The sequence below is a fragment of the Paraburkholderia gardini genome, from assembly GCF_907164545.1.
Classification (GTDB): domain Bacteria; phylum Pseudomonadota; class Gammaproteobacteria; order Burkholderiales; family Burkholderiaceae; genus Paraburkholderia; species Paraburkholderia gardini.
Genome location: NZ_CAJQZB010000008.1, coordinates 1 through 14585 on the forward strand (window position 1 = coordinate 1; position 14585 = coordinate 14585).

Consider the following 14585-nt stretch of genomic DNA (forward strand, 5'->3'; position numbering starts at 1 on the left):
GCTCCGACACCCCGACGCCCTGCATGCCGACCGCGAAGCGCGCCGCGTTCATCATGATGAACATGTACTCGAGGCCGCGATTCTCTTCGCCGATCAGGTGCCCGGTCGCGCCGCCGTGGTCGCCGAACTGCAGCACCGCCGTCGGGCTCGCCTTGATGCCCAGCTTGTGCTCGATCGACACGCAGTGCACGTCGTTACGCTCACCCAGCGAGCCGTCTTCATTGACGAGGAACTTCGGCACGATGAACAGCGAAATGCCCTTTACACCTTCGGGCGCGTCAGGCGTACGTGCGAGCACGAGATGCGCGATGTTCTTCGCCATGTCGTGCTCGCCCCACGTGATGAAGATCTTCGTGCCGAACACCCTGAACGAGCCGTCGCCCTGCGGCTCGGCGCGCGTGCGCACGAGCGCGAGGTCCGAGCCCGCCTGCGGCTCGGTCAGGTTCATCGTGCCGGTCCATTCGCCCGAGATGAGCTTCGGAACGTAGGTCTGCTTCTGCGCTTCGGTGCCGGCGGTGAGGAGCGCCTCGATCGCCCCGTCGGTCAAGAGCGGACACAGCGCGAACGACAGGTTCGACGCGTTGAGCATCTCCATGCACGGCGTCGCGATCAGCTTCGGCAGACCCTGGCCCTCATATTCGGGCGGATGCTGCACGCCCTGCCAGCCGCCTTCTGAAAACTGCCGGAAAGCTTCCCTGAACCCGGGCGTCGCGGTGACATGGCCGTCTTTCCACGTGCTCGGGTTGCGGTCGCCTTCGACGTTCAGCGGCGCGAGCACCTCGCCGCACAGCTTCGCCGATTCCTCGAGCACCGCCTGCGCGGTCTCCAGACCGGCATCCTCGAAACCCGGCAATGTGGCGATGCTGTCCAGACCGGCCAGCTCCTTCATCACGAAAAGCATGTCCTTGAGGGGGGCGTTATAACTCATCGCGCGTCTCCTTCCTGTATGTTTGAGCGGAAAATGCGCCGCGTGGAGGACTGCTTCCACACGCTACGCACCAGATGCCCACATCCTAGCGGTCCCGTTCGCGTCATCCAATGGCAAAAGCTGCCCTTTGATTGACAGAACCTGCCGTTTTTTACCAACCCGCCCCGATGGGTCGAAAGATGGCGAAGCGGCTCGTCGAGTGGCAGGTTTTGTCAGTCAAACCGCGAACCTCGCTCCGGGCGGGATGGTTGGCACGCCTGCGTCGATTGCATGCTGACAGCGCTACGCCTCCAGTTCGTCCTCGAAGCAATGCAAGGTCCGCGATTCGAATTTCCTGCGCGGCCACTCGCGAAGGCGCCCCGGTCTGTTCGAGACATGACAGCGCGACACTGGGTCTATCGAGCGAGCCCACGCACACCTGAATGCGAGCAATGACTTCGCCGCTCATCTGTTTCCACTTGCTTTGGCAAAGTGCGAATCTTTTTATGCGCCAGCAATTATCACCCCCATAGACAGCAAGGCCTTTTCGAATATCGCATAATCACGATATATGATTCGTCCCGTAGCGATGCAATTGCCGGCATGTTCGCATGCCGCGTCGGAATAAACGTTCATGAAAGCCCACACTGCTCCGCAACCGATCGATGTCGATGCAATCCACAAGGCGCTCGCCAATCCCGTGCGCCGCGAGATTCTCGGCTGGCTAAAGAACCCGTCCGAGCATTTTTCAGATCAGGAGATTCCGCTCGATCATGGCGTCTGCGCCGGCAAGTTCGAAGGCCACTGCGGCCTGTCGCAGTCGACTGTGTCCGTGCACCTCGCCGCGTTGCAGCGCGCGGGGCTCGTCACGTCGAAGCGCGTGGGTCAATGGGTGTTCTTCAAACGCAATGAAGCAGTCATTCAGGCGTTTATCGAACACATGAACGCAGACCTCTGACGCAACGCATTCGCATCGCCTCGTTTCTTTTATTCACGCTGTTTCATAGCGGCGGGCCCTTGCCCGCCAGGAAAGGTGAACACTTATGCCGACTCTTTTCGATCCGGTCCAGATTGGCGATATCACGTTACGCAACCGCATTTTCATGGCACCGCTGACGCGTTCCCGCGCAGGTGACGTCCGCGTTCCAAACGCACTGATGGCAAAGTACTACGCCGAGCGCGCGTCGGCTGGCCTGATCCTGAGCGAAGCGACGTCTGTCACGCCGCAAGGTCTCGGTTACGCCGCGACACCGGGCATCTGGTCGCAGGAGCAGGTCGAGGGCTGGAAGCTCGTCACCGAAGCGGTCCATCAGGCTGGCGGCAAGATCTTCCTGCAACTGTGGCACGTTGGGCGTGTATCCGACCCCGTGTTCCTGAACGGCGACCTTCCCGTTGCGCCGAGCGCGATCGCCGCGAAGGGCCACGTGAGCCTCGTGCGTCCGAAGCGCGAATACGTGACACCGCGCGCGCTCGATCTCGCGGAAATTCCGGGCATCGTCGAAGCGTATCGCAAGGGTGCGGAGAACGCGAAAGCCGCCGGTTTTGACGGCGTCGAAATACACGGCGCAAACGGCTATCTGCTCGACCAGTTCCTGCAGGACAGCACGAACCATCGCACGGATGCCTACGGTGGCTCGATCGAAAACCGCGCACGGCTGCTGCTCGAAGTGACGGACGCATGTATCGCTGTGTGGGGCGCGAACCGCGTCGGCGTTCACCTGGCGCCGCGGCGCGATTCACACTCGATGGGCGACTCCGACCCTGCGGGCACGTTCGGCTACGTGGCACGCGAACTCGGCAAGCGCAAGATCGCGTTTATCGCCGCGCGCGAAGCACTGGGCGACGACCGTCTCGGACCGCAACTGAAACAGGCATTCGGCGGCCCGTACATCGCGAACGAACGGTTCACGAAGGAAAGCGCGCAGCAGGTGATCGACGCAGGCGAAGCCGATGCGGTGGCATGGGGACAGCTCTTCATCGCGAATCCGGATCTGCCGCGCCGTTTTGCGCTCGATGCACCGCTGAACACACCGGTTCCGGAAACCTTCTACGCTGAGGGCGAAGCCGGCTACACCGACTATCCGGCACTCGAAGCCGTGAACGGATAACCGGCAAGTTTCAACGCAGGTTCGCAGTAACAGGCGCGGGATGCGCGGCCGGCATGACACGGACGCGTATCCCGCGCTTTTTTGTCGTCCCTCGTATGACCTGCCTCCTGATCATCGTGACGGATCCGAAAAACCGTACGCGCACCGCACGCAGGACTACACTGCTGAAACCTGAATTCTGCCCGACACGATATGGACCTGATGCACCTGTTACAGCTCGCGTTGCACTTCGACCAGCACCTGGGCGGTTTGATCGAGCAGTACGGCACCGCTGTGTACTCGATGCTGTTTGCGATTATCTTCGTCGAGATCGGTTTTTTGCCGCTCTTCTTTCTGCCAGGCGATCCGTTGATCTTTATCTGTGGCGCGTTCGCGGCAACGCACGCCCTGAACGTATGGATTGTGATGCCGGTGCTGTTTGCGGCGGCGGTCGCCGGCAGCATCGTCAACTACGCAACGGGCCGCGCGATCGGCGAGAAGGTCTATACCGCGAACATTCGCTGGATCGACCGGAACGCACTGCGCAAGGCGCACGCGTTCTATGAAGCGCGCGGCGGGATCACGTTTCTGCTGTCGCCGTATATCGCAGTGGTACGCACGTTCGCGCCGTTCGTCGGTGGCGTCGCACGCATGACGTTCGCGCGGTTCGTCGCGTTCGTCGTGCCAGGCGCGGCTATCTGGATCGTCTCGCTCGTCGCTGCCGGTTACGTGTTTGGAAATGTGCCGCTCGTGCGCGATCATATGAGTTCGATCGTCCTGCTTGGCGTGGGCCTTGGTACAGGATCGCTGCTAGTGGGTGCGCTGTGGCGGCTTGCGAACGGTAAGCGACAACGCGTATAGACGATTCGCCGCCACAGCGGGCATGCCCATACGTCACACCCAGCCTTCGATCTTCAGCCCGCTCGCCTGCTCCGCTTCTTCGCGCGTGACCTTGCGTACGGTCTGCCCAAAGCTCCATACGTGCCCTTCCGGATCGCGCGCGGCATACACGCGGTCGCCGTAAAACTGGTCCTCCGGTTCGCGCACGATCACCGCGCCGGCTGAACGTGCATGTTCGCAATGCGCGTCGAGGCCGGATTCGAGATGCACATGCACGCATTGCGTGTTCTTGCCGCCAACCGATGCAGGGCTTGAAGTGTGATCAGCCCATTCGCTGCCGATCATCAGATAGCTGTCGCCAAAGTGCATTTCGGAGTGGCCGAGACGCCCTTCGCTATCTGTTATGACCATCGTGCGCTCAAAGCCAAAAGCTTTCTCCAGCCAGTCGAGCGCGGCTAAAGGGTCTTTGTAGAACAGCGCGGCACCCAGCGAAGGACGGCGAAACGGATCATCCATGACAGTCTCCGTGATTTATATATTTCACAGACTAGTTAAACAACCGGATGAATTCAACGTGCGATGCAGTCGTGCTGCGAACTACACTCCCGCTATTTTCAGGCAGGGTCGGGCACGTATAAAGCCTGCGCCCGCCGCTGCCGATGTCATGACTTTTGCGTTCAGACCACGTTGATCACGACGTCGATGTTGCCGCGCGTGGCTTTCGAATACGGGCACGTCTGATGCGCGGCTTGCGTCAGCGCCTGCGCCACTTCACGCGTGAGGCCGGGCAGGCTCACATTCAGGCGCGCCTGCAGGAAGTAGCCATCGCCGGCCGTGCCCAGATCCACTTCAGCGTCGACAGCCAGATCCGCCGGCAGCGTGACGTTCATCCGGCGGGCCGCGTGCCCCATCGCGCCGATAAAGCAGGCCGACCAGCCAGCCGCGAAGAGCTGCTCCGGATTCGTGCCGTCCCCTGCCTTGCCAGGCGACGTCAGCTTGATATCGAGGCGGCCGTCGGAACTGCGGGACTGGCCGTCCCGGCCGCCAGAAGTATGCGTCTTGCCGGTGTACAGCACTTTTTCGATTCGGGTCATGATGAAATCCTTTTTTCAGTTCGGTTCTGTATTCAACTTTGGTACAGCGTTGCAACGTATTGGAAATTCGTGGAAACCGGCAGCCGGTCAGTTTCCGCCTTGATAAAACATGCGGTTCAGGTTCGCGAGTTGACCGCTCTTCTCTGCCTGCACGAGTTCGGCTCTGACCTGGGCACGCGTGCGCGGTTGTGCGCTGGCGCCTGGTGCGGTCTGATCCAGATGCGTGGCGGCCGCATTTTCGACGCCGGTAGCGGTGGCACCGGCAGCGTAAGCAATACCTGTCGTAGCGGAAACAGCGAGGGTGACTGCGATGATCAAGGTCTTCATGGTGCTCTCCTGAAACTGGATGACTGAGAAGGAACATCCGGTATCAAACATCTCGTAAGCGGTGCGGGTTCGATCCGGCGTTGATGCATTAAAACGTGCGGATGTATCCCACCTGTGTCTCGAAACGCGGGATTTGCAATGTTGTGTATCGCCTGCAACCGCGGATACATTGCGATACAAACGTCGCCCTTTTTCGGGCTATAAAGCAGGCTCCAACCGTCGAGGAGCGTCTCATGTCATTTGAAAAGCTGAAGGGATCGTGCCATTGCGGCACAGTGCAATTCGAAATGCGTACGCCGGTGGCACCAGCCATGCGTTGCAACTGCAGCCTGTGTCGTCGCAAGGGCGCGCTGATGTCGCCCTCTTTCGCCGCGGATGCACTCGAAATCGTCAGCGGCAAGGAAGCGCTAACGCTCTATCAATTCAACACGAAAGTGGCGAAGCATTACTTCTGCAAACACTGTGGCATCTACACGTTTCACCAGACCCGTACGAACCCTGCGCTGTGGAGAGTGAATCTCGGCTGCCTCGAGGGTGTCGATGTGTATGCGCTCGAATCGTCCGTCGGCGATGGAGCGAGCCTCTCCGTCGTGGAGGCCGCATGAAACGGATCATCGCAATGCTCGTATTTCTGACCGGCGGCATCGGGTTCGAAATAAGCACGCCCTTTAGCTGCTCATTGATCCACACTAGCCGGGCACCTGAAAAACGCCGGACCTTCTGATGCAGACGATGGAAAAGCCCGACCATATCCTGATTGTCGACGACGACCGCGAGATTCGCGAACTGCTCGGCACCTACCTCACGAAGAACGGCCTGCGCGCGTCGCTTGCACCCAGTGGCCGGCAGATGCGTGCGCTGCTAGAGGAAGAAACGCCTGATCTGATCGTGCTCGATCTGATGTTGCCGGGCGAAGACGGTCTTGTGATATGTCGTGAACTGCGCGCCGGACCGTGGCGTTCGGTGCCCATCCTGATGCTGACCGCGCTAGGCGAGGAAGCCGATCGCATCGTAGGGCTTGAGATGGGCGCGGACGATTACCTCGTCAAGCCGTTCGCCGCACGTGAGCTTCTCGCACGCGTGCGGGCAGTATTGCGGCGCGCGCGTATGTTGCCGTCCAATATGCAGGGCAGCGAGCCGGCGCAGTTCCTGCACTTCGGAGAATGGCGGCTGGATACCACCGCGCGCCATCTGCTCGATGCGAGCGGCACGATGGTGGCGCTAAGCGGCGGTGAATACCGCCTGCTGCGCGTGTTCCTCGATCATCCGCAAAGGGTGCTCACGCGCGATCAGCTGCTCAACCTCACCCAGGGGCGCCGCCCCGATCCATTCGACCGGTCCATCGATCTGCTCGTCAGCCGGCTGCGTCAACGCCTGGGCGATGGCGCGCGTGAACCGCGCTACATCAAGACACTGCGCAGTGAAGGCTACGTGCTGTCGGTTGCCGTGACATCCCAGGGGGCGGCTGAATGATGTCCGCACGCTGGATCCGATGGCCGCGCACCCTCTTTGCACGGCTGACCCTGATCCTTTTTCTGGGCCTGCTGCTCGCGCAGACACTGTCTTTTTCGCTAACGCTTCACGAACGGGACGACGCATTTTCCACGATGATGACGGGATACGTCGATCGCGAAGTCTCCATTTCCGTCGCCTTTCTGGATCACCTGCCTGCCGGCGAACGGGCACAATGGTTACCCCGGCTCGCGCGCCGCTCCTATAGTTTTATCCTCGGGCCCGGTGTCACCGGATCACCGCCTGAATCGCGGCTGTCCACGGCCGCCGCGGCGGCGTTCACGCGAGGTCTGGATCGACACTATGCATTGACCGTCAATGCCGTGCCCGACCGTCAGGAACATCTGCAGGTGCATCTGCGTTTGAGCGACGGTTCGCCGTTGACCATCGACGTCCGGCCGCAACCCGCCATACCGCTTTCGCCCTGGCTGCCGTTGATGATGCTGGGCCAGTGGATCGTTCTCGGCGTATGCGCCTGGTTCGCCGTGCGCATCGCGACGGCTCCGCTCAAGGAACTGGCGGAGGCGGCGGACACGCTTGGGCCCGATATGAAAACGACCCGCCTCGCGGAAACCGGCCCTGCCGAAGTCGCGCACGCTGCTAAAGCCTTTAACGCGATGCAGGATCGCATTTCGACCTATATGACCGAGCGTATCCAGATACTGGCCGCTATTTCGCACGATCTGCAAACGCCGATTACCCGCATGCGTCTGCGTGCCGATCTGATGGACGACACTGAACAACAGGTGAAATTCCAGCAGGACCTGAAAGAGATGGAAGCGCTCGTTCGCGAAGGCGTCACCTACGCGCGGACATTGCATGGCGCCGCTGAAGCACCGCGCCGCATCGATCCCGACGCCCTGCTGGAAAGTCTGGCGTCCGACTATCTGGATGCCGGTCAGGCGGTGACGTTGCAAGGCAGGATCGGCACATCGCTGCTCGCCCGACCGCAGGCACTGCACCGCATCCTTGGCAACCTGGTCGACAACGCGCTGAAATATTCCGGCGCAAGCGATATCGTGATCGACGCGTCGCAGCCAGACGAAGTCACGATCTCGGTTCTGGATCGCGGGCCGGGCATACCGGACGATGAAATCGAAGCGGTATTTCAGCCCTTTTATCGCGTCGAAGCTTCGCGCAATCGCGATTCCGGCGGAACCGGTCTGGGGCTTGCCATCGCGCGTCAGCTGGCACTCGCCATGAACGCGAGCCTGTCGCTTCAAAACCGTGCGGGCGGCGGTCTTGAGGCACGCTTGACCCTGCAGCGGCAATAGCATCGGGAATGCCCCTGGAGAGCGGCGGCCCGGGCTAAAACGCGCGCACTAACGTCGGCAAGCACACATTCAGGAAGCGGGTTTCCGCCGACGATATGATGGAAAAGCGTATCCATAACCCAATTGCGCCGTGTTATTGTTTTACCAAGGGTTCGCGCACCCGCGAACCGCATTTATCCAGATTCGCGAGCGTCGCCATGAGTGATGTACGTCACCAGTTAAGCCCACGCGATCGCGTCGAGTTGCTCTGCTGGCTCACCTGCGGGAATCTCGGCGCGTGGTATCTCAACGAGGCGTGGCCTGAACCGTCGTTCCAGGTCCAGGCGGCGCACAAGTGGCTCGACCGGCATATGCGCACCGCCGACTGGCTCTGCATCGCCAGATTGTCGGCGCTGGCGGTCGATATTGCCCGTCAGCACGCATCGTTTGTCGACACCGAATGGGCACGCGACGCCGTCGAGGAAATCCTCAATACCGACGACCTCGATTTCCAGTCCCGGCTGGTCCGCAATGTGCTTGCCGACTGCCAGCGCGCCCTCGCGGACAAACGGATCGCCGATTAATCCGTATTACGGAATCCGCAAACCGGTTGTCGATTTCCTGAAGTCCCGCTCGTCGTGAGAGAAGACAGGGGTCGCAGACAGGCGGAATACTTCGCAGTCTCGCACCCCCGTTTCCTTTAACCGACGAGGGGGTCGTTCATGACTTCAGTAGAGGCTTCTGCACAGGCGTTGAGACCAGCCGTGGAGCTGGCACAGTCAACGCGCCGGTTTCCCGGTGAAAACGCGCTATACCGGAGCGCACGCAACGCACTGCTGGCGGAAGAAATCGAGTTGCGACGCCATATCGAACGGGTTGCCGCGCAGCGCCGCGCGCTGCCGCCCGGCGGCGAGGTGCCGGAGAATTACCGCTTTGAAGGCGAGCATGGGGCCACGACGTTGCGGCAAATGTTCGGCGAGCACGACACACTCGTCACCTACAACTGGATGTTCGGCCCGAAGCGGGCACGGCCATGTCCCATGTGCACCTCGATGCTCACCGCGCTGGACGGCGAGATGGCCGACATCCTGCAGCGCGTGGCGTTCGCGGTGATCGCCAGATCGCCGGTCGAGCGTCTGGGCGCATTCAGGAAAGAACGGGGCTGGCGGCATCTGCGCCTGTATTCGTCGGGCGGCAACAGCTTCAACCGCGATTACGCCGACGAGAACCCGGAAGGCGACGACAACGCGACGTTCAACGTGTTTGTCCGTTCCGGCGACACCGTGCGCCACTTCTGGGGCGACGAAATGGGACCGCTTACGGCGGACCCGGGCCAGGACCCGCGCGGCGCACCGGACGCCATGCCGTTATGGACCGTGCTGGACATGACGCCTGGCGGGCGCGGCATCGACTGGTATCCGAAACTGGAATATGCCCTGAAATAAGGGCTCACGTGAACAGACGGGCGGCAGGCGATGCGCGTTCGTGCGGTGCATCGGGGCGTGTCGGGGCGTGCCGTTAGCCGGCCCGCCCCTTGACTCGCGCACGCCCCGAAGTGGTCAACGTTCCCAGGAAAAACAGGTCGAGCGCCTTGTTGAATGCTTTCTGCGGCGTCAACTGCGTACGTGCCAGCATGGCCGGATCGTGCAGGCCTCTCGCGACGGCAAGCCAGTACTCGACGAGAAATGGACGTACAGCGTTTTCTTGCTCATACCGGGCGCAGCCGTAAGACCGTCCATCGTGAGCCCGCTATAGCCGTCACGCAGCAGGATTTCGCGCGCGGCGGCCAGGATGCGTCCAGACGGCCCCGCATCGAAATCGACATGAGGCAGCGCGAGCGGCGGCTGGCCTGCCGCCGCCTGTGCGGTTTCAACGCGATGCTTCACACGTGGCGCCCGGGTTGTCATCGCGATGTGCGTCCTGTGAATCATGCGTATCAAGGTTAGGGTGAGCATCGGGAAACCGCGTATATCCCGCGCGCCGCCGCCAGACTGTCAGCCAGCGCGGAGGCCAGAAAATGGCCTGCTGTCGCCAGAAACCATTTGCCTGGTTTCGGTTTCCTCTTTCAAGACAATAGCAAAGACCCGGCAGCGACAAAGGAACGACCACCGGCGCGCCCACAGAGGTGCGCGGTGATCAATGCGACGGATGCGGGCACGGGAACGAAGCCTGAATACGACGATGCGGAGGGATTGAAAGCGTGCGGAAAAAGGCTCTGGAATGCATGGCCGGCCGGGCCACCTGTTCAGCCCGGCCGGCCATGCGATCACGAGTTGATTACATCGGCGGCGCGACGCCGTTCTTTTCGACCACCACACGTTGAGCCACAAACGTGCCCTGCGCAGCAGGCGTCGCCACGACGAAGACTTTCCTGCCCGGCATCAGATCGACGCGAGCCGCTGACGTGAGCGTGACGACGGGTACGTTGGGCGGCACGGTCACGACATTCGTGCCGCCTTTGTACGACAGCTTCAGATCGCGCCCGCTGGTGCCTTCGACAACCGTATCGACGTTTGCATTCGTCATCGAGCTGTTCGGGCTCAGATCCCACGCGTAGTGCCCTTCGCCTGTGCCACGCGCCGACTCGGGAAACACGAGAACCTCCGTGGCGGTCAGCTTTCCATCCGTTCCGGTCGTGGCGGCAGTGCCCACGTACGAGCCCGGTTTGATGTCGGAGAGCTGCATCGGTTTCACGGCGGATACGCTCATGTCGGGTTTGACTTCAATGGAAACCATATCACCGCTGCGACGATGAACTTTCATCACGTCGCCGTTGAGTGAGACGATTTCACCACGAATACGTGAGGGTTTAGCCGGCGCCTGTGCAAATGCGGTACCGGCAAAAGATAGCGTCACAAGCGTGACGCCGAGTTTCATGCGGATGGACATGGGTGTCTCCGGAAAACACGAAGGCGCGCGCTCGCCAGGATCGTATGTTGCCTGTCGACGGCGGGTATCGCGGCCGGCAGTGCCCATACATCCCGGCGGTGTCTGCGCACGAGAACAGTACCGGGAGGATTCAACCCGATACATCTGGTTGGCAAACGTCGCGGTGCCGCGAATTATTCCGGCGCGTTAAAAATAATGTCGTGCTTACAGAAATCTGACTCACGTCGCTCATGCATACGATTTCGAAAGGCGTTGCGACGTGCCGCTGCATTTACACCGGCGCGACGCCTGTATAGTTCTCCGCCATCGCGGTCGCCGCGACGCGCGACGTGGTCACGTATTCGAGTTCCGCCACCTGCAGACGCTGCTCGAACGGCGAAGCATCGTCGAGACGATGCATCATGCGCGTCATCCAGTACGAGAAATGTTCCGCGCGCCAGATACGCTTTAACGCCGTCTCGCTGTAGCTCGCGAGCAGGTCGCCGCGATCCTCCTCGTAGTACGCGCGCAGCGCGTTCGTCAGCACCCGCACGTCGGCGACGGCGAGGTTCATGCCCTTCGCGCCAGTCGGCGGCACGATGTGCGCGGCGTCGCCCGCAAGGAAAAGACGGCCGTGCTGCATCGTTGTCGATACGAAGCTGCGCATGCCCACGATGTTCTTCTGGAAGATCCTGCCGTCCACCACTTTCCTGCCGTCTTCCGAATCGACCCGTGCGTGCAGTTCGGCCCAGATGCGGTCATCCGACCAGTTGTCGACCGAATCGTTCGGATCACACTGAAAGTACATCCGCTGCACGTTGGCCGAGCGCGTGCTCACCAGCGCGAAACCGCGATCGTGGCGCGCGTAGATCAACTCGTCCGAAGAAGGTTTGCCCTCGCATAGAATGCCGAACCAGCCGAACGGATACACGCGTTCGTAGTCCTTGCGCGAGGCCTGCGGAATCGCCGCACGCGATACGCCCTGCGAACCGTCGCAGCCAATCACGAAATCGCAGCGCAGCTCGCATGCCTCGCCTTCGTGGCGATAGCGGATCGACGGCGTCGCGGTGTCGAGATCGTGCAGCGACGTATCGGACACATTGAAGCGCAGCTCGCCACCCGCCGCCACGCGCGCCGCGACAAGGTCCTTGATGACTTCGTGCTGCGCATAGACGGTGATCGAATGCCCGGTCAGCCCAGTGAGATCGATGCGGCGCCGTTTGCCTTCGAACGCGAGTTCGAAGCCATGATGCAGCGCGCCTTCAGCCTGCATGCGCGCACCCACACCCGCTTCGATGAGCAGGTCCATGGTGCCCTGTTCGAGCACGCCAGCGCGGATCGTCGATTCGATCTGCTCGCGGCTGCGTGTTTCGAGCACAACCGACTCGATGCCGCGAAGATGAAGAAGATGGGAAAGAAGAAGGCCTGCCGGCCCGGCACCGATGATGCCAACCTGAGTGCGCATGTGTGTCTCCTGAATGCGGCATTGATTTGCACCCAGTGTGACGAACACGGCTCATATCGCGCAACGCGATATCAGGGATAAGCACTATCCAATTTTGAGATAAACGTCGACGAATGCAGGCACACGTCGAGCATCGGTCCGTGCACAGCTTCACGCATCGCGTGATGTCAGCGCGCTGCGCCGCGGACATCACGCTATATCCACCACGATCTTGCCGCGTGCCGTGCCGCTCGTGATGGCTTCGTACGCGTGTTCCGCCGAAGCCATGTCGAAGCGTCGCGGATCGAGACGCGGCGTGAGCTTGCCCGCTTCCACGAGCCGCGTGGCTTCGCGCAGCATCTCGCCGTGATGCGCGCGATGAAGGCCGCTTAGCAGCGGATACAACGTGAACACGCCCGAATAGCTCGCTTCACGAAAGGACAGCGGCGCGAGTGCATGCGAGCCCCAGCCAAGCGCGCTCACCACGTGCCCAAAATGCTTCACCGCCGCGAACGACGCATCGAGCGTCGCACCGCCGACGGTATCGGCCACGACATCGAAGCCGGCGCCCTGCGTGAGCGACGCAACGTATTGCTCGACCGTCTGCTCGCGATAATCGATCGGCGTGGCGCCCAGGCGCGCGACCAGATCGAGGTCGCGCGAACTCGCGGTGGCATATACCTTCGCGCCCAGCGCAGCCGCGAGCTGCACGCAAACGTGCCCGACACCGCCCGCGCCACCCTGCACCAGTACCGTCTGGCCTGCCTGAACACGGGCACGGTCGACGATGCCCGAATACGCCGTGATGAACACGAGCGGCAACGCCGCGGCTTCGCGCATGTCCAGCGTGGCCGGCTTGAGCGCCAGCAGGTCCGCGTCGACTGCCGCGTATTGCGCGAGCGATCCCTGAATACCGCCGACGCCGCCCGTCATGCCGTACACCTCGTCGCCCGGCTTGAACGCGCTGACGCCTTCGCCCACTGCCTCCACGGTGCCGGCCAGGTCGATGCCCAGCACCAGCGGCAACGGATGGTTTGCGTGCGCGGCGCTGCCGGCGCGGATCTTCGTGTCGAGCGGGTTCAGGCCGCTCGCCGCGATGCGCACGAGCACCTGGCCGCGCGCGGGTTCGGGCCAGGAAAGCGCCGTCATTTCGAGCGGACCGTTGTAGCGATTGAGTACCAGCGCCTGCATGAACATGATTTCTTTCCTGTTGAAGGGCGAAGAAGATGTCTCCATACTGGTTCATGCGTAACGGCATGTAAATCAACGATTTTGCACGTCTTCCATACATAAATGACTGAACGCTATCCGGAATGGAGTGACGTACGTATCTTCCTCGCGATCGCGCGTACCGGCACGCTCGGTGCCGCGGCGAAGCAGACGGGCCAGACGCAGCCGACCATGGGCCGGCGGCTGCGCGCGCTGGAAACGGTGCTCGGGCAGACGCTGTTTCAGCGCACCCGCGACGGTTTCGTGCTGACCGACGAGGGCGCGGCCGTGCTCGCCTACGCGGAGCGAATGGAAGAAGAAGCGCTCGGCTTCACCCGCGCGCTGGCTGGCAACGACGCCCGCCTGACGGGCTCGCTGCGGGTCGCGTCGTCGGACTGGTTCGGGGTTCACGTGCTGACGCCCGTGTTCGCGCGGTTTCTGGCCCGTCACACGGGCGTGTCGCTGGAACTCGTGACGGACGCGCGTCCATACAACCTTGCGCGACGCGAAGCCGATCTCGCGTTTCGCATCACGCCGTTCGAGGAACCCGACGTCATCCAGCGCAAGCTGATGCACATGGATTACGCGTTATACGGACGCAGCGATCTCGTGCCGCCCAGTGCCGGCGATGGCGCAGGCCAGACGCTCATCAGCATGGACAGCGCGTTCGACGCGCTACCGGACGTGGTGTGGATCAAACGCCTGCTGCCGAATGCGACTGTCGCGTTCGGCAGCAACAACCGCGGCGCGCAGGCGCGCATGTGCGCGGAAGGCGGCGGCTTTGCCGTGCTGCCGTGCCCGCTCGGCGATACGACGCCGGGACTCGCGCGCATCGATCCTGGCGAGGCGCCACCCGGGCGCGATGTGTGGTTCGGCTATCACCGCGACCTGCGCCGTGTGGCACGGCTTCGCGCGCTCGTCGACATGACCGTCGAGGTTCTCGCGAACCTATGATGCGTCGGTAGCGTCATCGCGCGGTGTAGCGTGGCGGCATGCAGCGCGCCTGTCCGCCGGATACGGGCGTTTCGGCACACCCGCGCCCGC

The 14585-nt window shown here is 62.0% G+C and carries 17 protein-coding genes; 9 read left to right on the forward strand and 8 right to left on the reverse strand.

The window, feature by feature from the left end; all coding sequences use genetic code 11:
• The coding region (locus LPA37_RS08070) for an acyl-CoA dehydrogenase family protein (RefSeq protein ID WP_229012209.1) at nt 1-928 on the reverse strand (928 nt) is incomplete at its 3' end.
• Between the two features lie 613 nt (nt 929-1541).
• On the opposite strand from LPA37_RS08070, the gene LPA37_RS08075 reads away from it, so the two are divergent.
• The 3 genes from LPA37_RS08075 to LPA37_RS08085 all read left to right on the forward strand — a co-directional run bounded on the left by LPA37_RS08075 (nt 1542) and on the right by LPA37_RS08085 (nt 3855).
• A complete protein-coding gene (locus LPA37_RS08075; RefSeq protein WP_229012210.1) occupies nt 1542-1865 on the forward strand; it encodes an ArsR/SmtB family transcription factor in 324 nt (107 codons plus the stop codon).
• A gap of 85 nt (nt 1866-1950) precedes the next feature.
• Entirely contained in the window at nt 1951-3015 is a 1065-nt protein-coding gene (locus tag LPA37_RS08080) for an alkene reductase (RefSeq protein ID WP_228981171.1), read from the forward strand.
• Nucleotides 3016-3207: 192 nt separating this feature from the next.
• Complete coding sequence (locus LPA37_RS08085; RefSeq protein WP_228981170.1) at nt 3208-3855, forward strand: VTT domain-containing protein; 648 nt, start codon at nt 3208-3210, stop codon at nt 3853-3855.
• Between the two features lie 33 nt (nt 3856-3888).
• On the opposite strand, the gene LPA37_RS08090 is transcribed toward LPA37_RS08085, so the two are convergent.
• The 3 genes from LPA37_RS08090 to LPA37_RS08100 all read right to left on the reverse strand — a co-directional run bounded on the left by LPA37_RS08090 (nt 3889) and on the right by LPA37_RS08100 (nt 5255).
• A complete protein-coding gene (locus LPA37_RS08090) occupies nt 3889-4350 on the reverse strand; it encodes a VOC family protein (RefSeq protein ID WP_229012211.1) in 462 nt (153 codons plus the stop codon).
• A 161-nt stretch (nt 4351-4511) separates the two neighbouring features.
• A complete protein-coding gene (locus tag LPA37_RS08095) occupies nt 4512-4928 on the reverse strand; it encodes an organic hydroperoxide resistance protein (protein WP_228981163.1) in 417 nt (138 codons plus the stop codon).
• Between the two features lie 87 nt (nt 4929-5015).
• Entirely contained in the window at nt 5016-5255 is a 240-nt protein-coding gene (locus tag LPA37_RS08100; protein ID WP_228981162.1) for a DUF4148 domain-containing protein, read from the reverse strand.
• A gap of 233 nt (nt 5256-5488) precedes the next feature.
• Here LPA37_RS08100 and LPA37_RS08105 point away from each other — a divergent pair, with 233 nt between their 5' ends.
• The 5 genes from LPA37_RS08105 (at nt 5489) to LPA37_RS08125 (ending at nt 9465) form a co-directional block, all read left to right on the forward strand.
• Nucleotides 5489-5860, forward strand: a complete 372-nt coding sequence (locus tag LPA37_RS08105) for a GFA family protein (protein ID WP_229012212.1) — start codon at nt 5489-5491, stop codon at nt 5858-5860.
• A gap of 127 nt (nt 5861-5987) precedes the next feature.
• Nucleotides 5988-6728 (forward strand): response regulator, encoded by a 741-nt coding sequence (locus LPA37_RS08110; protein WP_229012297.1) that lies wholly within the window; start codon nt 5988-5990, stop codon nt 6726-6728.
• The gene (locus LPA37_RS08115; protein WP_229012213.1) at nt 6725-8041 is read left to right on the forward strand and encodes a sensor histidine kinase; all 1317 of its coding nucleotides are present in this window, start codon (nt 6725-6727) and stop codon (nt 8039-8041) included. Before LPA37_RS08110 ends, LPA37_RS08115 begins: the two co-directional genes overlap by 4 nt.
• Nucleotides 8042-8238: 197 nt before the next feature.
• Entirely contained in the window at nt 8239-8604 is a 366-nt protein-coding gene (locus LPA37_RS08120; protein WP_229012214.1) for a hypothetical protein, read from the forward strand.
• A gap of 138 nt (nt 8605-8742) precedes the next feature.
• Nucleotides 8743-9465 carry a DUF899 family protein gene (locus LPA37_RS08125; protein WP_229012215.1) on the forward strand — a complete coding sequence of 241 codons (723 nt, stop codon included), beginning with the start codon at nt 8743-8745 and terminating at the stop codon, nt 9463-9465.
• A 168-nt stretch (nt 9466-9633) separates the two neighbouring features.
• Here the strand turns inward: LPA37_RS08125 and LPA37_RS08130 are convergent, their stop codons facing one another.
• From LPA37_RS08130 to LPA37_RS08145, 4 genes are all read right to left on the reverse strand, one after another.
• Nucleotides 9634-9906, reverse strand: a complete 273-nt coding sequence (locus LPA37_RS08130; protein WP_229012216.1) for a TetR/AcrR family transcriptional regulator — start codon at nt 9904-9906, stop codon at nt 9634-9636.
• 391 nt (nt 9907-10297) lie between these two features.
• A complete protein-coding gene (locus tag LPA37_RS08135; protein ID WP_228981147.1) occupies nt 10298-10909 on the reverse strand; it encodes a hypothetical protein in 612 nt (203 codons plus the stop codon).
• Nucleotides 10910-11180: 271 nt separating this feature from the next.
• Complete coding sequence (locus LPA37_RS08140) at nt 11181-12353, reverse strand: 4-hydroxybenzoate 3-monooxygenase (RefSeq protein ID WP_229012217.1); 1173 nt, start codon at nt 12351-12353, stop codon at nt 11181-11183.
• A 189-nt stretch (nt 12354-12542) separates the two neighbouring features.
• Nucleotides 12543-13529, reverse strand: coding sequence for a zinc-dependent alcohol dehydrogenase family protein (locus LPA37_RS08145; protein ID WP_229012218.1), 987 nt, complete (start codon nt 13527-13529; stop codon nt 12543-12545).
• A gap of 96 nt (nt 13530-13625) precedes the next feature.
• Here LPA37_RS08145 and LPA37_RS08150 point away from each other — a divergent pair, with 96 nt between their 5' ends.
• Nucleotides 13626-14495 (forward strand): LysR family transcriptional regulator, encoded by an 870-nt coding sequence (locus LPA37_RS08150; RefSeq protein ID WP_228981141.1) that lies wholly within the window; start codon nt 13626-13628, stop codon nt 14493-14495.
• Nucleotides 14496-14585 lie beyond the last annotated feature (90 nt).